The sequence below is a fragment of the Achromobacter dolens genome (assembly GCF_902859745.1).
Classification (GTDB): Bacteria; Pseudomonadota; Gammaproteobacteria; order Burkholderiales; family Burkholderiaceae_B; genus Achromobacter; species Achromobacter dolens.
In genome coordinates, this window is sequence record NZ_CADIJW010000040.1 from 1 (window position 1) to 22726 (window position 22726).

Genomic DNA, 22726 nt, shown 5'->3' on the forward strand with positions numbered 1-22726 from the left:
TGTTGATCGTGATGCCGCGAGCCTTTTCTTCAGGTGCCGCGTCGATCTGGTCGTAGCCCTTGGCTTCGCCGCCGAACTTGGTCGACAGAACGGTCGTGATGGCCGCCGTCAACGTCGTTTTGCCGTGGTCAACGTGACCAATCGTACCCACGTTCACGTGCGGCTTGGTACGTTCAAACTTGCCTTTTGCCATGGCTGACTCCTGACCTGGATTGCGCTTTTGACTGAAGCTGCTGACTGAAGATAAGACTTTGGAATTTGTGGTGCCCATGGCGCGGATCGAACGCGCGACCTCTCCCTTACCAAGGGAGTGCTCTACCACTGAGCCACATGGGCATGTGTACTGCTTGGAGCGGGTGAAGGGAATCGAACCCTCGTCGTAAGCTTGGAAGGCTTCTGCTCTACCATTGAGCTACACCCGCGGCTGTCCTTTCACCACCTCACTATCTATCCCAGACTTTCAAAATTAAGGCCTTGGAGAACCAGCCACCTTCGTTGCGAAGGCCGCCCAGTTCCCTAGGCCTACATTTTAAAATCCAGGCAAACATCGCCTGGATTCAGGTTTGGGTCTCTGGTGGAGGAGGTTGGATTCGAACCAACGTAGGCGCAAGGCCAACAGATTTACAGTCTGCCCCCTTTAACCACTCGGGCACCCCTCCAGCGGAGAACTTGAGATTATGAACACTTTCAAATCCGCTGTCAAACGCCTGGGACGAAAAATATTCAAAACTTTCGTTCTGCCTGCCGCGTTTCCGCGCAGAGGGGGCGAAGCTTACAAGATTCCGCGAACGGCTGCACGAAAAAGTTCGGCGTACTGGTCTGACGTATAGACGACGGGGTTGGTGCCGCCGGACGGATCCTCGCTGGCCATGCGCCCTACCCGCTCGGCTTGCGCGTCGTCGATGCCGATGTCGGCCAGGGTGTGCGGGATGCCGACGGTCTCGCGCAACGCCAGGACCCAGTCGAGCACGGCGCCGGGACTGTCGTCCGGCAGCGCCAGATAGCGCGCCAGCGCCTGCAGCCGCGGCGCGACCGCGTGCTGGTTGGCCTTGAGCACGTAGGGCATGAGGATGGCGTTGAGCATGCCGTGGTGGGCGTCGTACAACGCCCCCAGCGGATGCGCCAGCGCGTGCATCGCGCCGAGCCCGCGCTGGAATGCGGTGGCGCCCATGCTGGAGGCCACCAGCATCTGCTGGCGCGCCTGCAGGTCGGCGCCATCGGCCACGGCCTGCGGCAGGTATTCCTTGATCATTCGCATGCCTTCCAGCGCGATGCCGGCGGCCATCGGATGGAAGAACGGCGAACAGTAGGCTTCGAGGTTGTGCGACAGCGCATCCATGCCGGTGGCCGCGGTGATGCGCGGCGGCAGGCCGACGGTAAGCTCGGGATCGAGGATGACGATCGCGGGCAGCATGCGCGCGTGGAAGATGATGCGCTTGACCTGCGCCGCCTCGTCGGTGATGACGGAGGCGCGCCCCACTTCCGAGCCCGTGCCCGCGGTGGTCGGCACCGCGACGACTGGCGCCATGCCGGCCACGTTCACGCGCAGGTAGTTGTCGCCCACGTCTTCGAAATCCCACAGCGGGCGTTTCTGTCCGGCCATCAGCGCGATGGCCTTGGCCGCGTCCAGCGCCGAGCCGCCGCCGAACGCGATCACGCCGTCGTGGCGGCCTTCGCGATAGCGCGCCACGCCATCGTCCACGTTCCTGCCGGTGGGGTTGCCCTTCACTTCGTGGAACAGGCCGCATTCGAGTCCGGCCTGGCGGCAGCCGCGCACCGCGTCGGCGATCATGGGCAGCGCGGCCAGGCCGGGATCGGTGACCAACAAGGGGCGCGCCATGCCGAGTTCGCGGCACCAGTCGGGCAACTCCTTGATGCGGCCGGGGCCGGCCTTGATGGCGGTGGGATAGTTCCAGTTGACGCTGGGGACGGTCATGTCGGCTCCTGGTCGCGCGCTCAGGCGTTGCGGCGCAGATGGAAGGATTTGGCTTGGGTGAGCTGTTCGTAGCCGACGCGCGACAACGAAACGCCGCGGCCGGTGTGTTTGACGCCGGTCCACGCCAGCGCGGGATCGAGGTAGTCGCAGCGGTTCATGAAGACGGTGCCCGTGCGCAACTGGCGGCCGAGATGCAATGCGGCCTCTTCATCCTGCGTGAAGATGGCGGCGGTCAGGCCATAGGGGCTGTCGTTCATCAAGGCGACGGCCTCTTCGTCGCTGTCGACCGGCATCACGCCGACCACGGGGCCGAAGCATTCATCGTTCATGACGCGCATGCGGTGATCCACCTGCGTCAGCAGCGTCGGCGCCACATAAGGCGTGCCGGCGCGCGCGGCGTCGAAACGCGCGGCATCGACCAGATTGCGGGCGCCGCGCGCTTCGGCTTCGGCGATCACCTCGCGCACCTCGTCGGCGGCGCGCGTGCGCACCACCGGACCGAGCGTGGTGACCGGCTGCAGGGGATCGCCCAGCACGTACTCCTGGGTCAGCGCCGCGGCGCGATCGATGAAATCCTGGTAGCGGTCGCGCGCCACGTAGATGCGCTGGATGCCGCAGCAGGACTGGCCGGAATTGAAGAAGGCGCCGTCCACCAGCGTCTCGACCGCATGCGCCAGGTTGGCGTCGGCGCGCACATACGCGGGGTCGTTGCCGCCCAGCTCCAGGCCCACGCCGATGAAGCGGCCGGCGGCGGCCTGCTCCACGCTCTGGCCGCCGCGCACCGAACCGGTGAAGGAGACATAGCCGATCTCGGGCGCGCGGATCAGGCGTTGCGCGATGTCGTGGTTCGCGTGCAGGTACTGGAACACGCCATGCGGCACGCCCGCTTCGCTGAAGGCGCGGCCGATGAGTTCGGCGCACAGCGGGGTCTGGTCGGAGTGCTTGAGGATGACGGTGTTGCCGGCCATCAGCGCCGGCACGATGCTGTTCACGGCCGTCAGCAGCGGATAGTTCCACGGCGCGATCGTCAACGCCACGCCGATCGGCTCGCGGCTGATGAAGCGCGTGAAGCCGGCGATCTCGGGCACCTGGATCGGCGCCAGCGCTTCGGCGGCGATGCCGATCATGTGGCGCGCGCGGGCCTCGAAGCCATCGACCTCACCCGGCGTGTAGCGCAGCGGACGGCCCATCTGGATCGTGATGGCGCGCGCGATCTCGGCCTTGCCGGCGACGAAGCGCGTCACCGCATCGGACAGGATGCGGGCGCGCTGCTCGATGCCGAGCGCGTGCCAGGCGCCCTGCGCGGCCTGCGCGTCGGCCAGCGCCTGCGCGACCTGCGCCTCGCTGGCGTAGGGACGGCGCACGACTTCGCGGCCGTCGATGGGACTGATGGTGATGAGTTCCTGCGTCATGGCGACCCTGTGCATGCGTGGTGAAAAGATGAAGAGGCGGCGTTCAGATGATCTCGAAATAACGAGCCAGTTCCCAATCGGTGACGTGACGGCGGAACTGGCGTTCTTCCCATTCGCGCGTGGCGGCGTAATGCTCGACGAAGGCATCGCCGAACAGCTCGCGCGCGGCTTCGGACTGGCGCAGGCGCTGCGCCGCTTCCCACAACGTCGTGGGCAGGCGCAGGTGCTCGGGAAACTGCTGCGTGTAGGCGTTGCCCTGCACCATCGGTTCGGGTTGCAGGCCCTGTTCGATGCCGCGCAGGCCCGACGCCAGCGCGGCCGACAGCGCCAGATACGGATTGGCGTCGGCCGAGCCGATGCGCACTTCGACACGCTGCGACTTGTCGCTGCCCGGGATGAGACGCAGCGCGGTGGTGCGGTTCTCCATGCCCCAGGTCGCGTCCAGCGGCGCCCAGTAACCCGGCACCAGGCGCGAATAGCTGTTGATGGTCTGCGCGTATAGCGCCATGAATTCGGGCAGGTAGCGTTGCACGCCGGCCATGAAGGCTTCCTGCGTCACGCTCATGCCGTGCGGGCGCGACTCGTCGTGGAACGCCGAGCGGCCGCTGGTGCGGTCGCGCAGCGACAGGTGGATGTGACCGCTCTGGCCGGGATGATCGTGCGACCACTTCGCCATGAAGGTGGCCATCAGGCCGTTCTGCTGCGCCAGCGCCTTGGTGAAGGTCTTGAAGAGGAAGGCCTTGTCGCCGGCAGCGGCGGCCTGGTCGACCGCGATGGCCGCCTCCAGCACGCCTGGGCCGGTCTCGGTATGCAGGCCTTCGATCGGCATGTCCATGCGCTCGCACATGTCGAGCAGCTTGCGATAGAAGTCGCCCTGCACGGTGCTGCGCAGCACCGAGTAGCCGAAGTTGCCGGGGGTCCAGTTCTCCATGTCGCGGTAGTGCTTGGCGCGCACCGAGTGCGGCGTCTCGCGGAACATGAAGAACTCGTATTCGAGCGCGGCGTAGACCTCGAAGCCCATGCCGGCGGCGCGGTCCAGCGTGCGGTGCAGCAGGCGGCGCGGGCAGATGTCGGCGGCGGGGCCTTCGAACTCGGCCAGGAACAGCAGCATGTCCTCGCCGCCGGGCCCCTGCTCCAGCGGCAACCGGCGGCAGGTGCTGGGCACGATGCGCAGCTTGGCATCGGGATAGGCCGTGTGCCAGCCGGTGTACTTGGTGTTGTCGTAGAGCTGGTCGTCCAGGTCCCAGCCGAACACCACGTCGCAGAACGCCAGCCCGCCGCGCAGCGCGGCCAGGAATTTGTCGCGCCTGACGTACTTGCCCAGCATGACGCCATCGACGTCGGACAGGCCGATCTTGATATGCGAAAGCGTGCTGGCCTGGACCAGCCGCTCCGCGTCTTCCACCGTTGCTACCCCTAGTGCATGCATGGCTCGTTCACCTTGTCGTGGCTGAAGCGTTGCGTTGACGTGCGGGGTCGCGGGGCGCGGTGTTTCAGGTCACGGCCGCCCCCAGCATCCGCATCGCCTCGCGATGCAGTTGCGGCGTGGCGGCCGCGATCACGCGGCCCTGCGACGCGAGGCCTAACGGCTGCCCCGACCAATCGGTAATGACGCCGCCCGCGCCTTCGATCACGGGCATCAGCGCCAGGTAGTCATACGGCTGCAGGCCGGCCTCGACCACCAGGTCGACATGGCCGCTGGCCAGCAGGCCATAGCTGTAGCAATCGCCGCCATAGCGGCGCATGCGCACCGAGCGCGCCAGCGCCTCGAACGCGTCCAGGTCGGCGCCTTCGAAGATGTCGGGCGAGGTGGCGTAGAGAATCGCCTGGCCCAGTTCGGTGCAGGGGCGCGCGCGGCAGGGTTCGCCATTCAGGCGCGCGGGCGAACCGGCAACGCCCAGCCAGCGTTCGGCCATCATGGGAATGTCGATCAGGCCCAGCACCGGGCGGCCGCGGTGCAGCAGGCCCAGCAGCGTGCCCCACAGGGGATTGCCGGAAATGAACGCGCGGGTGCCGTCGATGGGGTCGAGCGACCACACCCACTCGGCCTCGGCATGGCTGGCGCCGTATTCCTCGCCGAAGATGCCGTGATCCGGATACTGGCGGGCGATGGCTTCGCGCAGCGCCTGCTCGACCTCGCGGTCGGCACGGGTGACGGGACTTTCATCCGCTTTGGTTTCGACCATCAGGGGGTGGCGGAACCACTGGCGCGACAAGGGCCGGACCTGGTCCGCCAGCGTCTGGGCGAACGAGGAAAACGCGGCCAATTGCTGCGCGGTGGGCAGCGGCGAAGTTTGCATGACGAGCTCCGAGGCGTAACGCGGCGCGGAAAGACCCATGCGATTCGGGTTTTTCCAGTCTAGACACGTTGCCACAAATTTGCAAATATACCTAAAAACGCAACCCGGGAAACGCAACGTTTCCTCGCGCAACCCTACCGCCCCGCCCCGCAGGTCGCCGTTCGCAGAAAAGCAGCTCATCGCCGTTGCCGTGTATTCCTTTCCGGAGTCCCATCATGCAATGTAAGAAGAAGCTTGGTCTCGTGGTTGCAGTAATTTCCCTAGGTTTGACCCAGGCCGTCCACGCTGGCGCCATCACCGTCTACACCGCGCTGGAGGAAGACGAGATCGCCGCCTACCTGAAGGCGGCCAATGCCGCGCTGCCGGACGTGAAGGTGAACGTGCTGCGGCTGTCCACCGGCGACCTGGGCGCGCGCCTGATCGCCGAGGCCGGCAATCCGCAGCAGGACGTGATCTGGGGCTTCGCCGTCAGCAACATGCTGGATCCGCGCCTGCAGAAGCTGCTGGAACCGTATGCGGCCAAGGGCATCGACGCGCTGCCCTCGCAATACAAGGCCGCCGACAACAAATGGTTCGCCGCCACCGGCTACGTGGCCGCGTTCTGTGTCAACACCGACCGGCTCAAGTCCAGGAACCTGCCGATGCCGACCTCGTGGGAAGACCTGACCAAGCCGGTCTACAAGGGCGAGATCGTCATCCCCAGCCCGGCCGCATCCGGCACCGGTTATCTGCAGATCGTGGCGCTGCTGCAGGGCCTGGGCGCCGAGAAAGGCTGGGCGCTGCTCAAGGACCTGGACAAGAACGTGGCGCAGTACACGCCGTCGGGATCGCGCCCCTGCAAGATGGCGCGCGCCGGCGAGTATGCGATCGGCGTGTCGTTCGCGTTCCCGGCGATGCAATCGATCGAGGAAGGCTTTCCGGTGAAGATGGTGATCCCGTCGAAATGGGTGGGCTATGAACTCGAGGCCTCGGGCCTGATGAAGACGGCGAAGAATCCCGCGGACGCCAAGCGCTTCCTCGACTGGACGCTGTCGGCGCAGGCCGGCGGGCTGTACAGCAAGTACAAGGAACTGGTGACGATTCCCGGCGCCGCCCCCAACAAGGCGGCCGAAGCCGCGGGCTTGCCCAAGGACCTGACCGCCGTGCTGTATCCGGTGGACTTCCAGAAATCGGCGGCGGAACGCGACGCCACCATCAAGACCTGGCAGGACACCATCAAACGCTGACGGCGCGCGCGGCCGGCGCCCCCGGCCGCCACGCCACCGCCTGGAGCGGCCATGTACCTGGAATTGCGCGGGATCCGCAAGACCTTCGACGGCGCGGTGGCGCTGGAAGGCATCGACCTGTCGGTGGGCGAACATGAATTCGTCTGCCTGCTGGGGCCCAGCGGCTGCGGCAAGACGACCCTGCTGCGCATCGTCGCCGGATTGCTGCCGTTCGACAGCGGCACCATCACGCTGGGCGGACGCGACCTGTCGGCGCTGCCGGCGCGCAAGCGCGGCTTTGGCATCGTGTTCCAGTCATATTCACTTTTTCCCAACATGACGGTGGCCGAGAACGTCGGCTACGGGTTGCGCATCCGCGGCGAGACGCGCGAGCGCATCGACGCACGGGTGCGCGAATTGCTGGCGCTGATCAAGCTGCCGGATTATGCACAGCGTTATCCCCATCAGTTGTCCGGCGGCCAGCAACAGCGCGTGGCACTGGCACGGGCACTGGCGGTGGACCCGGCGCTGATCCTGCTGGACGAACCCTTGTCGGCGCTGGATGCGCGCGTGCGCACCGACATGCGCGCCGAGATCCACGAGGTGCAGCGCCGCCTGCGGATACCGACCATCATGGTGACGCACGACCAGGAGGAAGCGCTCACGCTGGCCGATAAGATCGTGTGCATGAATGACGGCCGCGTCGAGCAGGTGGGAACGCCCTCCGATCTGTATCTGCGGCCGAGCACACGCTTCGTCGCCAACTTCGTCGGCCTGAGCAACCTGTTGCCGACCGACTGGGTGCGCGAGGCCATGCCGGCGCTGCTGGCGACCCGGCCCGATGGCGCCAGCGAGCGTTTCGAGGCCTGCCTGCGGCCGGAAAGCCTGCGCATCGCCGTCGATGAACGCGGACCGGGCCGGGTGCGCGAAATGACCTTCATGGGCAACCTGACGCGCGTGCGGGTGGACTGGCGAGGCCGCGAGTTGCTGGTCGAACAGCAGGGCGCTGCGGGCTTGTCGCAGGGCGCGCCCGTGCGGCTGGACATGGCGCCGGAACAATGCGCCTGGGTTCGCGTATGAAAGCGTCCGCCACGCCGGCACGCGCGGGAGTCCGAGTATGAATACGGTTCGTATCGGCGCCGCCGCGTCGTCCCGCGCCGGCCGCGCGTCCGTGTCGCTGGACCGGGTGTTGCTCTGGACCTGCGTTGGCATCCCGATGGCCGGGCTGGCATTGTTCTTCCTGTATCCATTGGCCACGGTGGGCTGGCGCAGCCTGGTGGAAAAGGACGGCGCTATCGGCCTGGGCAATTACGCCGAGGTGTTCGCCACCCGCGGCATCCTGACCGCCACCGCCAACAGCCTGACGATGAGCGCGGCCACCACCGTCGTCAGCCTGCTGCTGGGCTTTGCCATCGCCTTCGGGCTGGACCGCAGCCGCATGCGCGGCAAGGCGCTGGTGAAGCTGGCGCTGGTGCTGCCGCTGCTGGCGCCGTCGCTGGTGCAGGGGCTGGGGCTGATCTTCATCCTTGGACGCAACGGCCTGGTGCATCGCTGGACGGGCTGGGAATTCGATATCTACGGCTTCTGGGGCCTGCTGATCTCGAACGTGTTCTACGCCCTGCCCCAGGCCGTGCTGATCCTGCAGGCGGCGCTGCGCAACACCGATGCGCGCTATTACGACGCGGCCGAGGTGATGGGCGCGTCGAGCGCGCGGCAGTTCTTCGACATCACGCTGCCCAACTGCAAATTCGGGCTGCTGAGCGCAGCGTTCGTGGTGTTCGTCATCACCATCACCGACTTCGGCAACGCCGCGGTGATCGGCGGCAACTATCGCGTGCTGGCCACCGAGATCTACAGCCAGGTGTCGGGGCAGATGAATTTCGGCATGGGCTCGGTGGTCGGCATCCTGCTGCTGCTGCCGTCGCTGATCTCGGTGCAGATCGAACGGGTGGCGTCGCAGCGCCAGTTCGGCGCCGCCTCGCCCAGCGGGCTGCGCGTCACGCCGCAACCGGCGCGCGGCCGCGACCTGGCGTTCACGGCCGGCGTATTGCTGTGCGCCAGCGCCATCGTGGTGACGGTGGGCACGGTGGTGTTCGCCAGCTTCATGCGGCTGTGGCCCTACCGCATGGAGTGGACCTTGAAGCACTACGACATCACCGTCAGCGGCGGTTATGCGCCGCTGTGGACCTCGCTGTACCTGTCGCTGGCGGCCGCGGCCGGCGGGGTGCTGCTGCTGTTCTTCCTGACCTTTGGTGTCTGCCGCATCCCGCGCGCCTGGGCCAAGCTGGTGTACCTGGTGTCGGTGCTGCCCGTGGGCGTGCCGGGGCTGGTGCTGGGGCTGTCGTACATCTTCGCCTTCAATTCGCCCGCCAATCCGCTCTACGCACTGTATGGCAGCGCCGCGCTGATCGCGCTATGCAACTTCTACCACTATCACACGCAGGGCTTCCTGACGATGATGACCGGCATGCGCGCCGTGCCGCAGGCGCTGGAGGAGGCGGTGAGCTGCCTGGGCGGCGGCACTGTGCAGGTGCTGCGCGACGCGGTGCTGCCGCAGATCGCCCCAACGGTGCTGGGCGTGTTCTTTTTCCTCTTCATGCGCTCCATGGTGACGCTGTCGGCGGTGATCTTCCTGGTCACGCCGTCGGTCAGCGTCGCGCCGGTTTCCGTACTGCGGCTGGACGAAGCCGGGTTCGTCTCGCAGGCCGCGGCCTATTCGACGCTTATCATGCTGGTCGTGGGCGGTTCGCTGCTGGCGATGCGCTCGTTGATCGCGCTGCCGGCGCGACGCCGCAAATAGATTAGGAAGCATCCGATATGTGGCAAGAAGAGCGGTATCAGAGAATCCGCGCCCTGCTGTCTTCCCTGCAGCAGGTATCGACCGACCGTATCGTCGGCGAATTGGGGGTATCGCGGGAGACCGTCCGGCGCGATCTGCTGGAACTGGAGGCGATGGGCGAATTGCGCCGCGTGCATGGCGGCGCGGTGCCGGTGCACAGCGAGCCGCCCATCACGGAACGCGTGCATACCCGCGTCAAGTACAAGCGCGCCATCGCGCGCGCCGCCGCCGGCCTGGTGACGAGCGGCCAGACGCTGTTCCTGGATGCCGGCAGCACCACCAGCATGCTGGCGGACGAGCTGGCCAAGCTGAGCGGCCTGACCCTCATCACCAATTCTTTCGACGTGGCGCTCAAGGTCGGCGCCGCCGGCAACGGCGCCAATGAACTCATCATGCTGGGCGGATCGGTGGGCGGGCCGGTGTGCGCCACCGCCGGCGACATCACCATCGCCGAGATCCACCGCTACCGCGCCGACGTGGCGTTGCTGTCGCCGGTGGGCGTGGATGCCGAATGCGGCGCCACCAGCTACGACCTGCGAGAGGCCGAAGTGGCGCGCGCCATGGCGGCCAACGCCAAACAGCGCATCCTGCTGGCCGACTTCAGCAAGATCGGCCTGTGCAGCCGGGTGTCGTACTGCGAGGTGAACCGCATCGATCACCTCGTCACCAACACCAACGCACAGAAGCAGCCGGCCTTCGCGGCCCTGAAGAGCGCGGTCGGCAAGATGCTGGTGGTGTAGCGCCGCCTCAATCCACCGACACCCCCGCCACCTTCACCATGTCTGCCCAGTACGTGGTGTCCTGTTGCAGGCGCTTGCCGAACGCATCGGGCGCGCTGCCGACGGGCTGGCTGCCGCCGGCCTGGATCTTGGCGATCACATTGGGCGACTTCATGGCCTGCGCCACCGCCTGCGCCAAGTAGGCGACGCGTTCGGGCGGCGTGCCGGCCGGCGCGAACAGGCCGTACCAGTCGTCGGCCGTGATGCCGTCCATGCCGGATTGGCCAAGCGTCGGCGCGCCCTTGAAGATGCCGATGCCGTTCTCATGGCTCAGCGCCAGGATGCGTAGCTTGCCGGCCGCCACCATCGGCTCGGCCGAGGCCGGCGAGGTGATCAGCATGTCGACCGTGCCGCCCATCAGGTCGGTGATCGCGGGCGCGGCGCCACGGTACGGCACGTGCACCAGCTTGACGTTGGCCTTCTGCGACAGCAGCGCCCCCATCAGGTGGCTCATGGTGCCGTTGCCGGGCGTGGCGTAGGTGATGACGCCGGGCTGCTTGCGCGCGGCGTCCAGGTAGTCGCCCAGCGACTTGTAGGCGCTTTCGCTGCGCGCCACCAGCACCAGCGGCGCCGAAGTGATCTGCGAGATCGGCACGAAATCCTTGAGCGGATCGAAGCCCACATTCTTGTACAGGCGCGGGTTGACCGCCATCACGCTGGTCTGCGACATCACCAGCGTATAGCCGTCGGGCTTGGCGCGCGAGACCTGCGAAGTGCCAACGTTGCCACCCGCGCCCGAGCGGTTTTCCACCACCACGCTCTGGCCGGTGATGGCGCCCAGTTCCTGCGCGAGGAGACGCGCGACGCCATCGTTGCCGCCCCCCGGCGGGAACGGCGAGACCACGGTGATGGGCTGCTTGGGATAGTCGGCCAATGGCGCCGGCGCCTGGGCGTGGGCATTCATCCCCCAGGCCAGGCAGGCCAGGGCCGCGGCGGTCTTGCAGGCATGCTGCAGATTGAGCTTGTTCATCGGTATTTCCCCTTGTGGTTGGCGGCCGGATGCTCGGCCGTCCATTGCATTTCGGTTCGCCATGAACCGTCCGCGCCCCGCCGTCGAAAGCGTCGGGGCGTGCTGATCGGATGAAGCGTTGGGCGCGGCCGCCACGGCGGCCGCGAGGATCATGCAGTCACGGCGGTCACCCGGCCGGGAAGCGGTAGGCGGCGCGTTCGCGCGCGTCGATCTGCTTGACCAGGTTGGTCTCCCAGGCGAGGTACTGGCGCGCGGCGGCCTTGTTGCCGTCGTGGCGGTCGTGCACGAAGAACAGGTAGTCGATGCAATCGGCGTCGGCCGGCTCGGCCGGCGTGGACACCAGCGCCAGGCCGGCAGCCGACCAGCCCGCGGGCGTGCCCAGGTTGGCCTTGACGTCGCGCACGCCGAGCGCGCGCAGGTCCGCCGCGGCCCAGGCGGCCACCGCGCGTTCTTCGGCCAGCAGCACCAGCGGACGCGAGGGATCCAGCGCCAGGTCGGTGAAACGCGGCCGCACCGACCAGCGCGCCCCGTCGATGTGCTGCGCGCGATAGCGCATGCTGGGACGGATGTCGAGCAATTGGGCGCCTTGCGCCTGCGCGGCGGCCAGGGCCGCGTCGTCGAGCAGCGTCAACGCGGGCTCCGCCGCCGGGGCGAGAGGCGCTTGCAGGTCGGCGGCCACGCCTTCCCGCAACACGCTCGCGTCCCAACCCATCTGGCGCAGCCAACTGGCCACCACCGGCGCGCGCACGCCTTCGCCATCGAACACCACGATGCGCGCGCCGCGCACCGCCAGGTACTGGTCGGTGGCCTGGATCAACTGGCCGCCGGGCGTGTGCTGGGCGCCCGGCAGCGAGCCGCGCGCGAATTCCTCGGCGCTGCGCACGTCGCACAGGAAGGTGCTGCGGCTGGCGTCGTTCAGCCAGGCGCGCACCTGCGCGGCGTTCACTTCCGGCACGCCGTGACGGCGGGCCAGGCCGGCCGAGCGCTGCGCCAGGTCGGGCAGGTCCGCGGCGGCCACCGTGTCGTCGTAGCGGCGGCTGGCGCCATGCTCCAACTTGAAATCGGCGAGATACCAGCCCTGCGTGCCGTTCTCCAGTGCATAGACCGGGTTGGGCACGCCCAGATTGATAAGCGTCTGTGCGCCGATGATGCTGCGCGTGCGGCCGGCGCAATTGACCACGATGGTGGTGCTCGGGTCGCGCGCCAGCGTGTGGGCGCGCAGGGCCAGCTCGCCGTTGGGGCAGCAGATGCCGCCGGGAATGCTCATCTTCTGGTATTCGCTGTAGGGCCGGCCGTCCAGCACGATCAGGTCGTCGCCGCGGCGCTGGCGCTCGGCCAGGTCGGCGGCGCTGATGCGCGGGGTGTGGAAAACCTCTTCGGCCAGTTCGCCAAAGGTCTTGCTCGGCACGTTGACCCCGGCGAAGGCGGCATAGCCGTCGCGCTGCCATTGCGCGATGCCGCCGGCGAGGCGATAGACCCGCGTGTAGCCCAGGGCGCGCAACGCTGTCGCCGAACGCGCGGCGACGTCGTCGTCGCCACCTTCGTCATAAACCACCAGGCGCACGTCGCGACGCGGCGCCAGGCGCGCGATGTCGGCCTCGAGCCGGCTGAACGGCACGGGCGCCGCATAGAACAGATGGGACTCGCCGTACTGGCCATGCTCGCGCACGTCCAGCAGCGCAATCTCGCCGCCGTCATGCAGCCAGCCCTTGAGGGTGTGCGAGTCGATATCGGCCAGTGTCAGGTGGGAATGGGAATGCATCGTTAAATCCGCAGGGAATCGGAGGAAGGGGCGTTCTGGGTCTGCAGGCCGGGCCGCAATTGGCCGAATGCCTGGTCGAGGTCGGCGATCAGGTCGTCCGGCTCCTCCAGACCGATATGCAGGCGCAGCATGGCGCCGTGCGGGGCGACGGGCAGGGAACGCGCTTTGGACAGATTGACGGGAATCACCAGGCTTTCGAAGCCGCCCCAGGAAGCGCCGATGCCGAACAGGCGCAGCGCGTCGATGGCGCGTTCCATGTCGGCGTCGGTGATGCCGGCGGCGAACTCAAGCGTCAGCAGGCCGTTGGCGCCCGAGCATTCGCGCCGCCAGACCGCATGCGCGGGATCGTCGGGCAAGGCCGGGCACAGCACGCGCGCCACTTCCGCCCTGCCCTGCAGCCACTGGGCCACGCGCAGGGCGCTGCGGGCGTGCTGCGCCATGCGCAGCGGCAGCGAGCGCATGCCGCGCAGCACCAGGAAGGCGTCGTCGGCGCCGACGGTCTGGCCGAAGTCGATGCTGGCGCGTTCCAACGCGCGCCAGGCGCGGGCATTGGTCACCACCGCCCCCATCATCACGTCGGCATGGCCGCCCAGGTATTTGGTGGCGGCGAGGATCGAGATATCCGCGCCCAGCGCCAGCGGCTGGCACAGCAATCCCGAGGCCCAGGTGTTATCCACAGCCAGCCAGCAATCGTGGCGCCGCGCCAACTCGGCCAGTTGCCGCAGGTCCGGCATCTCGTAGGTCAGCGAGCCGGGCGACTCGGCATAGATCATGCGCGTGTTGGGACGCAGCAACTGCGCCAGGCCGGCGCCGTCCGGCCGATAGAAGGTGAATTCGATGCCCAGCCGCGCAAGGTGCTCGGCGCAGAAGCGGCGCACCGGCTCATAGACCGCGTCGGTCACCAGCACATGGTCGCCGGCGCGCAGATAGGCCAGCAGCACGACGGCGATCGCGGCCTGGCCCGTCGGATAGAGCTGGGCGCGATGGCCCTGCTCCAGCTCGACCAGCGCGTCTTCCAGCGCGTGCGTGCTGTCGGTGCCGCGCGCGCCGTACGACGGCAGGCGTTCCTGTTCGCGGCGCGCGCGGGTGTCACGCCAGGCCGCGACGCTGTCGAACACATAGGTGCTGGCGCGCGTGACCGGGGTATTGACCCAGCCGGCATGGGGACGCCCGGCGCGCAGCAGGCGCGTCGCGGGCCGCAGGGGCTTGTTCATGATGTTCAGCGGCGGGTCTGCACGCCGATCGGCATGACCTTGCAGGTGCCTGCCGCCAGGTCGAAAGCGAGTCGTTCGGTCAGCGTCTCCAGGGCGCGGCCATACATGTGCAGGTGGCGGATGACGCTGTCGCCCTGGATCTCGACGGCATGGATGTCGTCGGGCATCAGCGCGATGCCGCTGCCGGGTCCCACCACCACGGTGCCGGTCTTTTCCAGGCGGCCCACGCCCGGCACCGACCCGTCGTCGGTGCGGTCGTAGACGTAGTTGTATTCCACGCCTTCCACGGCGGCGATACAGGCCCAGGTGGTGTGGTTGTGCGGCACGATCTGCTTGCCGGGGCGCATCACGTTCAGGTAGAGCGCGTAGCTCTTGTCGGCGTCTTCGCCGATCAGGTAGCGCGCCTGGCGCTCGCCCTCTTCCGGCGCCGGATAGCGGTCCTGGGCCCACCAGTCGGTGTGGCTGGCCAGGCCGATCAGCTCGTCCAGCACGGCCTTCAGGCTGTCGCGGTTCAGGCCCTTATTTCCTAAAGTATTTTTAATATTTCCGATGGCGCTATCGATGCCCTGCTGCTGGGGGTGCGTGGTGCTCACAGTGACTTTCCCTCGTTTTTCATGAGTTATTACGGTCACTGTATCGCCGCGCCGGGGCGCCAACAATTTAAATTGCCTTAATATTCCATAAGCATTGCTAATACTTTGGACCCACCGCCCCCATGCGCAATCTCGATCTGGACTTGCTACGCACGCTGACCGCGATCGCGCGTTACGAAACGTTTTCCGAAGCGGCCAACCGGCTGCACAAGACCCAATCGGCGGTGACGCAGCAGATGCAGCGGCTGGAAGCGGCCATCGGTTTGCCGCTGTTCGAGAAACAGGGGCGCAACAAGGCGCTGTCCACACATGGACGGCGCCTGGTCGAATACGCGCGCCACATGCTGGCCATCAACGATGAAGCGCTGCGCGCGCTGCAGGATGCGCCGCTGGAAGGCGACCTGCGGCTGGGCGCGCCGCTGGACGTGGCCGACACCATTCTGCCGACGCTGTTGACCCATATCGCGCGGTCGGCTCCGCGCGTGAAACTGGAGATCCGCACCGATCGGAGCCCGTTCCTGATGGACGCGTTGCGCGCCGGCGAACTGGACCTGACCATCTCGACCCGCTTCGACCAGGAATTCGAGGGCGTGGCGCTGCGCACCTCGCCCACGGTATGGCTGGCCTCGGCCGACTATGTGCATGACGTCAACGCGCCTGTGCCGCTGGTGCTGGCCGACGAGCCCAGCATCTTTCGCCGCCTGGCGTTGACCGCGCTGGAGCAGGCGCAGGTGCGTTGGCACACCAACTACGTGGCGCCCAACCTGGTCGGCATCAAGGCCGCGTTGCGGGCCGGCCTGGGCGTGACGGCGCGCAGCGTCGAACTGCTGGCGCCGGAGATGCGGGTGCTGGGCGAAAAGGAAGGCCTGCCGCCGTTGCCGGACGTGACGTACTTCCTGTGGATAAGGCGCGACCTGATCAATCCGCTGACGCGGCAAGTCTACGACATGCTGCGCACCAGCCTGGGATTGGCGCATGGCGCCGACGCGCCGCCCAATCCCTGACAGCGGCGGTCAACGCAATGGCCCGCCGCGCGCCGCCGCGGGCGTCGCTCAGTAGCGATCGAAGCAGCGCTGCAACGCCGCGGGCTCACGCGTGACGCATAACGCCAGCATCAGCAGCACGCGGGCCTTCTGCGGATTCAAGTCGCCGGCGGCGACGAACCCCAGCGCCGCGTCATCCAGTTCGACGTCGCGCGCGACGAAACCGCTGCCGGTGCGACTGGATCGCGCCACCGCGACGCCGTTGGCGGCGGCGCGGGTCAGGGCTTCGATAGCCAGATCGGTGGCGTTGCCGTCGCCCACGCCCGCCAGCACGATGCCGTCGGCCTGGCGCGCGACGAAATCGATGACGTCGCCTTGCAGGTCGGCGTGCGCATAAACGATGTCCACGCGCGGCCAGCCTGCCTTTTCCAACAATGCGAGTGAAAACTCGCTTTGCGTGCTGTGCGTGGTGGTGTTGCGCGAATAGAAGCACGGCGTGCCGCCGTGCATGACGCCGGCGCGGCCGCGGTTGGGCGAGGCGAAGGCGTTGATGCCGGCGCTGGCGATCTTCTGCAGTTCGCGGGCGTAGTGCACGTCCTCGTTCATGACGACCAGCGGACCGCGACCGCGGGCATCGGGATGGCGCGCCAACGCGACGGCGTTGTACAGGTTTGCCGGGCCTTCGGCGCCCAGGGCGGTCGCCGGACGCATCGCGCCCACCAGCACCACCGGCTTGTCGTGCCGGATCACCAGGCTGAGGAAGTAGGCTGTCTCTTCAAGCGTATCGGTGCCGTGCGTAATGACGATGCCGGCCACCGACGGATCGGCGCACAGCGCATCGACACGGAGCGCCAGCGCGCGCCAGACGTCGTGCGTCATGTTCTGGCTGCCGACATTGGCGACCTGTTCGGCGCGGATATCGGCCAGCGTGGACAGTTGCGGCACGGCGGCCAGCAGGTCGCCCACCGAGAAGGATCCCGCCTTGTAGCCGGCGGAGGTGGCATCGGCCTGCGCGCCGGCGATGGTGCCGCCGGTGGCCAGGACCGCGACGACGGGCAATGCCTGCTCAGGCATCGACGACTCCAGACAGGCCTTGCCGTTCCAGCAGCGAATTCAGGTGTTCCCAGCCATGGAAGTCGATGACGATCTGGCCTTTTTCCTTGGCGCCGACCTTGAGCGCCACGCGCGTGCCCAGATGGTCGGACAGCGCTTCTTCCAGGCGCGTCAGGTCGCGCGACACGCCGTTGGCCTTTTTCTTGGGCGAGGCGGCGCTCTCGGCTTCCTTGGCGGTCTTTGCGACCAGCTTTTCGGCTTCGCGCACCGACAGGCGACGCGCGATGATCTGGTTGGCCAGTTGGATCTGCGTGGCCGCGTCGACCGCCAGCAGCGCGCGCGCATGGCCCATGTCGACATCGCCGGCCAGCAGCATGGTCTGCACCGCGGAAGCCAGGTTCAACAGGCGCAGCAGGTTGCTGGTGGCCGAACGCGAGCGGCCGATGGCCTGGGCGGCCTGCTCGTGGGTCAGGCCGAATTCGTCCAGCAGGCGGCGCACGCCATGCGCCTCTTCGAGCGGATTGAGGTCTTCGCGCTGGATGTTCTCGATCAGCGCCATGACGGCCGCGTTCTCGTCGGCGACTTCGCGCACCAGCACCGGCACTTCCTTGAGGCCGGCCAGTTGCGCGGCGCGGAACCGGCGTTCGCCCGCGATGATCTCGTAGTGGCCGGGCGCATCGCTCAGCGCGCGCACAAGAATGGGTTGCATGATGCCTTGTGTGCGAATCGACTCGGCCAGCTCGCCCAACGCGCCCTCGTCCATGCGGGTTCGCGGCTGGTACTTGCCGGCCCGCATCTTCGAAACAGGCAAGGTGGACGGCAGACCCTCGGGCTTGGCCGGGGCCTTGCCGATATTGTCGATGGCAGGCGCGTCGGCGCCCAGCAAAGCGTCAAGTCCGCGACCCAATCCCTTGGGTTTCTTGGTGGCCATAGTTAAATCCTCTTTCCTTCTGTTCTTGGTATCCCGAGCCGGGCTCAGGCGGCCGCCTGCTCGGCGGGCAGGCGGTACCAATACGCGTAACAGTCTTTGAAACCGTAGCGGCCATACAAAGCGCGCGCGGCGGTGTTTTGCGGCTCCACCTGCAGATAGGCCGTGGTGGCGCCGTCTTCGACGCATGCGGCCAGCAGATGCTCAACCAACATCGCGGCATGTCCCTTGCGCCGCTGCGCGGGGTCCGTCACGATATCGAACAGTCCCGCGAGGTCGCCATCCCGCACGGCCATGCCCCCCGCCACGCATGCGCCGGCGGCGTCGAACGCCAGCACCGGCAAGATATCCACAGCCAGTCCTTCCAGGCGCGCCTGATGCTCGGCGATGTGCTCTGGCCGGGAATCGCGCATGCGTCCGACCGCCGCCGCGAAACGGGTGGCGTCCACTGTCCTGAAAAGCAGATCGCCCCGGGCGGCCAGCCTGGGGGCGAGCGGCATGCTCATGACTCGGGTCTCTTCGGTAAGGAGGAAGCCCCGCGACGCCAGTTCGGCATCCAGGGCGAAATCGGGGCCGATGGAGGTCAGGCGCACCACCATGGGCAGGCCATGACGCGCGTACAACGTTGAACAATACGCCAGCCGCTCATTGAGCGGACGTGTGGATAACCCCAGCACATTGATGCTGCGTACCCGTTTGGCGGACGACGGCGCAAAGCGCACCAGCCAACCATCGTAGAGCACCTGCGCGCGCACTGCCGTGGCGTTGAGCGCGGCCTCTTCCAGCCGCACGCGCAGCCCGTCCCGCACGTCGGCAGGCGGCGTGTGGGTGGCGTCCGGGGACAGGCGGATGACGGCGGACATGATGCGGACAGCTTATTTGTTGAGTTCGCGGACGCGCTCGATCATCTCGGCGCCAAAAGAGATGTACGCCTGCGCGCCACGCGAGGCACGGTCGTACACCACCCCGGGCATGCCGTAACTGGGCGCTTCGGCCAGGCGCACGTTGCGCGGCACCACGGTCTTGAAGACCTTGTCGCCGAAGTGCGATTCGAGCTGCGCCGACACCTGTTGTTGCAGCGTCATGCGCGGATCGAACATCACGCGCAGCAGGCCGATGACCCGCAGGTCGTCGTTGATGTTGCGATGCACGCGCTTGATGGTGTTGACCAGATCCGACAGGCCTTCGAGCGCGAAGTACTCGCATTGCATCGGGATGATGACGCCATGCGCCGCGGCCAGGCCGTTCAGCGTCAGCAGCGACAGCGTCGGCGGGCAGTCGATCAGGACGAAGTCGTACTGGCTGGCGACGGTGTCGATGGCGGCCTTGAGCTGGCGCTCGCGTTCATCCATCTGCACCAGGTCGATCTCGGCGCCGGACAGCTCGCGGTTGGCGGGCAGCACGTCGTAGCCGCCCGATTCCGAGCGCACGCGCGCCTGCTCGATGGTGGCTTCGCCGATCAACACCTGGTACAGATTCGACTCGAGCGAATTCTTGTCGATGCCGCTGCCCATGGTGGCGTTGCCCTGCGGGTCCAGGTCCACCAGCAGCACACGTTGCTTGTGCGTGGCCAGCCCGGCCGCCAGGTTGATGGCGGTGGTCGTCTTGCCGACACCGCCCTTCTGGTTGGCGATGCAGAAAACGCGGGCGGTCGAGCTGGGGGGTAAGTTCTTCATAGGGTTCCTTGACTGCGGCGCATCCAGATCAGGCAGCGTTCTGCTTGCAGCTCCGGCACCCGGAGCGGCTGAATATGGTCGACTTGCCATTCCCCACGCGCGTGCAGCGCCTGGATCTCATCATCCGGGACCTTGCCCTTCATGGCGACGAGGGTACCACCGTTGCCCACATGTCTGCCCGCGAGCATCGCAAAATCCTCCAAGGATGCGAAGGCGCGCGACGTCACAATGTTGCAGCCGGCGGGTTCCAGCGTTTCGATGCGCGCGTGGCGCGCCTGCAGGTTCGGCAGCGCCAGCGCGCCGCTCATCTGCCGGACGAATGCGGTTTTCTTTTCAACGGCGTCGATGCAGGTCACCGACCATTCGGGCCGCATTACCGCCAGGACGACACCCGGCAGCCCGCCGCCCGAGCCGACATCGTAGACCTTGGCCGGCGTGCCGGGCGCGCCCAGGATGTCGCTGAACGGTCCCACGGCAGCGAGGCTGTCGAACAGGTGCTGCACCAGCATCTGCTGCGGATCGCGAATGGCGGTCAGGTTGTAGGTCCGGTTCCAGCGCTGCATCTGCGCCAGGTAGTCGAGCAGCTTGGCGGACGCCGCGGCGTCCGCCTGCAGTCCGAGCTGCTCGAAGGCATGCGCGAGGCGGCCGGCCATGTCCGCGCCGGCCGGGTGGAGGTGGGCGCTCATGCGGCTTGCTTGCGCGAGCCGTAGTGCAGGCGCTTCAGGTGAATCAGCAGCAGCGAGATCGCCGCCGGCGTCACGCCCGAAATACGGCCGGCCTGGCCGATGGTCTCGGGGCGATGCGTCTTGAGTTTCTGGCGCACTTCGAACGACAGGCTGGTCACGGCGTCGTAGTCGACGTCGGCCGGAATGGGCTGTTGTTCGTGCGCGATCTGCTTCTGTACTTCGTCCTGCTGGCGGGCGATGTAGCCGGCGTACTTCACCTGGATCTCGACCTGCTCGGCCAGGACTTCGTCCTCGACCACCCCCGGGCCGGCCAGCAGCGTGCCGTCGACATTGCGGGCGGTCATCAGCGCTTCATAGGAAACGTTGGGCCTTTTCAGCAGATCTGCTAGTGAGTACTCACGTTCAATTGCCTTGCCCAGCAGCGGTTCCGCCACTTCCTGCGGCAGCACGCGGGGATTGACCCACGACGACTTCAGGCGTTCGACTTCGGCGGCGACGGCGTCGCGCTTGCGGTTGAATGCGTCCCAGCGGACATCGTCGACGATGCCGAGCTGGCGCCCGATTTCGGTCAGGCGCAGGTCGGCGTTGTCTTCGCGCAGGCTCAAGCGATATTCCGCACGCGAGGTGAACATGCGATAGGGCTCGGTCACGCCGCGCGTGACCAGATCGTCTACCAGCACGCCGAGATAGGCCTCGTCGCGGCGCGGCGTCCACTGCTCGCGATCCAGTGCGGACAGGGCGGCGTTGACGCCAGCCAGCAGGCCTTGGGCGGCGGCTTCTTCGTAGCCGGTGGTGCCATTGATCTGGCCCGCGAAATACAGGCCAGCAATTGCCTTGGTTTCCAGCGTGCTCTTCAATCCACGTGGATCGAAGTAGTCGTATTCGATGGCGTAGCCGGGGCGCAGGATATGCGCGTTCTCCAGGCCGGGCAAGGAATGGATCAGGTCCAACTGCACATCGAACGGCAGGCTGGTGGAGACGCCGTTCGGATAGACCTCGTGCGTGTCCAGCCCTTCGGGTTCCAGGAAAACCTGGTGCGATTCCTTGTCGGCGAAGCGGTGGATCTTGTCTTCGATCGACGGGCAGTAGCGCGGGCCGACGCCTTCGATGACGCCGCTATACATCGGCGAGCGGTCCAGGCCGCCGCGGATGATGTCGTGGGTCCGGGCATTGGTATGAGTGATCCAGCACGGCAGTTGCCGCGGGTGCATGGCCACGTTACCCATGTAAGAGAACACAGGGATCGGATCCAGGTCGCCCGGCTGCTCTTCCAGGATGCTGTAGTTGATGCTGCGACCGTCGATGCGCGGCGGCGTGCCGGTCTTCAAGCGGCCTTGCGGCAGTTGCAGTTCCTTGAGGCGTTGTCCCAGGGAAATTGCCGGGGGGTCACCAGCGCGGCCGCCCGAATAGTTCTGCAGTCCCACGTGGATCAGGCCATTCAGGAACGTGCCGGCGGTCAGGACCACCGTCTTCGCCCGGAACTTCAGGCCGACCTGGGTAACGGCGCCGACCACGCGGTCGCCCTCCACCATCAGGTCTTCCACGGCTTGCTGGAACAACCAGAGATTGGGCTGGTTTTCCAGGCGGCCCCGGATGGCCTTGCGGTACAGCACCCGGTCCGCCTGCGCGCGGGTAGCGCGCACGGCCGGCCCCTTGGAGCCATTCAGGATACGGAATTGAATCCCCGCCTCGTCCGTCGCCAGCGCCATGGCGCCGCCGAGGGCGTCGACTTCTTTGACGAGATGACCCTTGCCAATCCCGCCGATGGAGGGATTGCAGGACATTTGGCCTAGGGTCTCGATGTTGTGAGTCAGCAGCAGCGTCTGGGCACCGGTGCGTGCCGCAGCCAGCGCCGCTTCGGTACCGGCGTGGCCGCCACCGACGACGATGACATCGAATTCGCGGGGATAATCCATGATGGGGAGATAAGAGAGCGTTCGGTGCTCATTATAGAGGCAGGGGGTGCATGTTTCACGTGAAACATGGTTCGCTGCAGCAATGGAGGCAGTAACACTGCGGCTCGTGTGCAGATTGACAACGAGAAACCGTCGATCGGCGTTTGAATATGTCGGCATCTGCCGCTGTTAGAGGGTGAGGCTCCATGGGAACATCTTGTGCCCGTAGTGAAACGAGGCAATGTTTCACGTGAAACATGGGCGCCGCGGAGGACAACGGAGTGTCCAATACTGTTCATCGCTGGCATCGCGGCATGAGGCAGAGATCGGCCTTCCCCGCCAGCGACTCCCCTCCTCTCCACCTCGCGTCATGGCCGGCCGATGTTTCACGTGGAACATGTAGTGCATCCAGCGATGAAGGAGTTTCCGAATCGACCTCCACATCGATTCCGACCTGGCCACCGTCAATATATCGATAACCCAGACGTATCGGCC

The 22726-nt window shown here is 66.8% G+C and carries 20 protein-coding genes and 3 tRNA genes; 5 read left to right on the forward strand and 18 right to left on the reverse strand.

From position 1 onward, the window contains the following. The 8 genes from HV783_RS22085 to hisN form a co-directional block, all read right to left on the reverse strand. A partial coding sequence (locus HV783_RS22085; RefSeq protein WP_244980099.1) for a GTP-binding protein occupies positions 1 to 193 on the reverse strand: 193 nt, incomplete at its 3' end. Positions 194 to 261: 68 nt separating this feature from the next. After that, positions 262 to 336, reverse strand: a tRNA-Thr gene (locus HV783_RS22090). A 12-nt stretch (positions 337 to 348) separates the two neighbouring features. Next, a tRNA-Gly gene (locus tag HV783_RS22095) sits at positions 349 to 422 on the reverse strand. 150 nt (positions 423 to 572) lie between these two features. Further along, positions 573 to 659 (reverse strand) — tRNA-Tyr (locus HV783_RS22100). 113 nt (positions 660 to 772) lie between these two features. Beyond that, positions 773 to 1936, reverse strand: coding sequence for an iron-containing alcohol dehydrogenase (locus tag HV783_RS22105; RefSeq protein ID WP_064527423.1), 1164 nt, complete (start codon positions 1934 to 1936; stop codon positions 773 to 775). A 20-nt stretch (positions 1937 to 1956) separates the two neighbouring features. After that, entirely contained in the window at positions 1957 to 3348 is a 1392-nt protein-coding gene (locus HV783_RS22110; protein WP_175189867.1) for an aldehyde dehydrogenase family protein, read from the reverse strand. 43 nt (positions 3349 to 3391) lie between these two features. Further along, positions 3392 to 4777, reverse strand: a complete 1386-nt coding sequence (locus tag HV783_RS22115) for a glutamine synthetase family protein (RefSeq protein WP_054504504.1) — start codon at positions 4775 to 4777, stop codon at positions 3392 to 3394. 64 nt (positions 4778 to 4841) lie between these two features. Beyond that, positions 4842 to 5648, reverse strand: a complete 807-nt coding sequence (gene hisN, locus HV783_RS22120) for a histidinol-phosphatase (RefSeq protein ID WP_116791300.1) — start codon at positions 5646 to 5648, stop codon at positions 4842 to 4844. 215 nt (positions 5649 to 5863) lie between these two features. On the opposite strand from hisN, the gene HV783_RS22125 reads away from it, so the two are divergent. From HV783_RS22125 to HV783_RS22140, 4 genes are read left to right on the forward strand one after another with little or no spacing between them, the layout of a single operon-like run. Beyond that, the gene (locus tag HV783_RS22125; RefSeq protein WP_116791285.1) at positions 5864 to 6874 is read left to right on the forward strand and encodes an ABC transporter substrate-binding protein; all 1011 of its coding nucleotides are present in this window, start codon (positions 5864 to 5866) and stop codon (positions 6872 to 6874) included. Between the two features lie 51 nt (positions 6875 to 6925). Beyond that, positions 6926 to 7933, forward strand: a complete 1008-nt coding sequence (locus tag HV783_RS22130; protein ID WP_054504506.1) for an ABC transporter ATP-binding protein — start codon at positions 6926 to 6928, stop codon at positions 7931 to 7933. Positions 7934 to 7970: 37 nt separating this feature from the next. Then, positions 7971 to 9653 (forward strand): ABC transporter permease subunit, encoded by a 1683-nt coding sequence (locus tag HV783_RS22135; RefSeq protein ID WP_116791284.1) that lies wholly within the window; start codon positions 7971 to 7973, stop codon positions 9651 to 9653. 17 nt (positions 9654 to 9670) lie between these two features. After that, on the forward strand, positions 9671 to 10432 hold the full coding sequence (locus tag HV783_RS22140; RefSeq protein ID WP_026382442.1) for a DeoR/GlpR family DNA-binding transcription regulator: 762 nt from the start codon (positions 9671 to 9673) through the stop codon (positions 10430 to 10432). A 7-nt stretch (positions 10433 to 10439) separates the two neighbouring features. On the opposite strand, the gene HV783_RS22145 is transcribed toward HV783_RS22140, so the two are convergent. From HV783_RS22145 to HV783_RS22160, 4 genes are all read right to left on the reverse strand, one after another. Beyond that, entirely contained in the window at positions 10440 to 11441 is a 1002-nt protein-coding gene (locus HV783_RS22145) for a Bug family tripartite tricarboxylate transporter substrate binding protein (protein ID WP_116791283.1), read from the reverse strand. Between the two features lie 166 nt (positions 11442 to 11607). Then, positions 11608 to 13203: a rhodanese-like domain-containing protein gene (locus HV783_RS22150; protein ID WP_175167888.1), complete on the reverse strand. Its 1596-nt coding sequence runs from the start codon at positions 13201 to 13203 to the stop codon at positions 11608 to 11610. A 2-nt stretch (positions 13204 to 13205) separates the two neighbouring features. Then, the gene (gene metC / locus HV783_RS22155) at positions 13206 to 14417 is read right to left on the reverse strand and encodes a cystathionine beta-lyase (protein WP_054504510.1); all 1212 of its coding nucleotides are present in this window, start codon (positions 14415 to 14417) and stop codon (positions 13206 to 13208) included. A 5-nt stretch (positions 14418 to 14422) separates the two neighbouring features. Next, positions 14423 to 15010, reverse strand: coding sequence for a cysteine dioxygenase family protein (locus HV783_RS22160; protein WP_054504511.1), 588 nt, complete (start codon positions 15008 to 15010; stop codon positions 14423 to 14425). A gap of 122 nt (positions 15011 to 15132) precedes the next feature. Between HV783_RS22160 and HV783_RS22165 the strand changes: the two genes are divergently transcribed. Further along, positions 15133 to 16014, forward strand: coding sequence for a LysR substrate-binding domain-containing protein (locus tag HV783_RS22165; RefSeq protein WP_054504512.1), 882 nt, complete (start codon positions 15133 to 15135; stop codon positions 16012 to 16014). A gap of 48 nt (positions 16015 to 16062) precedes the next feature. Here HV783_RS22165 and HV783_RS22170 read toward each other — a convergent pair whose 3' ends face one another. Genes HV783_RS22170 through mnmG form a run of 6 tightly spaced genes read right to left on the reverse strand, consistent with a single transcriptional unit; the run spans position 16063 to position 22252 of the window. Next, positions 16063 to 17067 carry an asparaginase gene (locus HV783_RS22170; RefSeq protein WP_175143565.1) on the reverse strand — a complete coding sequence of 335 codons (1005 nt, stop codon included), beginning with the start codon at positions 17065 to 17067 and terminating at the stop codon, positions 16063 to 16065. Then, positions 17060 to 17977 carry a ParB/RepB/Spo0J family partition protein gene (locus HV783_RS22175; RefSeq protein WP_026382435.1) on the reverse strand — a complete coding sequence of 306 codons (918 nt, stop codon included), beginning with the start codon at positions 17975 to 17977 and terminating at the stop codon, positions 17060 to 17062. Before HV783_RS22175 ends, HV783_RS22170 begins: the two co-directional genes overlap by 8 nt. A gap of 44 nt (positions 17978 to 18021) precedes the next feature. Next, a complete protein-coding gene (locus HV783_RS22180; protein WP_175189868.1) occupies positions 18022 to 18837 on the reverse strand; it encodes a GNAT family N-acetyltransferase in 816 nt (271 codons plus the stop codon). A gap of 12 nt (positions 18838 to 18849) precedes the next feature. Continuing rightward, a complete protein-coding gene (locus HV783_RS22185; RefSeq protein ID WP_054504515.1) occupies positions 18850 to 19650 on the reverse strand; it encodes a ParA family protein in 801 nt (266 codons plus the stop codon). Further along, positions 19647 to 20336: a 16S rRNA (guanine(527)-N(7))-methyltransferase RsmG gene (gene rsmG, locus HV783_RS22190; RefSeq protein WP_054504516.1), complete on the reverse strand. Its 690-nt coding sequence runs from the start codon at positions 20334 to 20336 to the stop codon at positions 19647 to 19649. The genes HV783_RS22185 and rsmG overlap by 4 nt, the downstream gene beginning before the upstream one ends. Further along, on the reverse strand, positions 20333 to 22252 hold the full coding sequence (mnmG, locus tag HV783_RS22195; protein ID WP_054504517.1) for a tRNA uridine-5-carboxymethylaminomethyl(34) synthesis enzyme MnmG: 1920 nt from the start codon (positions 22250 to 22252) through the stop codon (positions 20333 to 20335). Before mnmG ends, rsmG begins: the two co-directional genes overlap by 4 nt. Between the last annotated feature and the right edge of the window lie 474 nt (positions 22253 to 22726).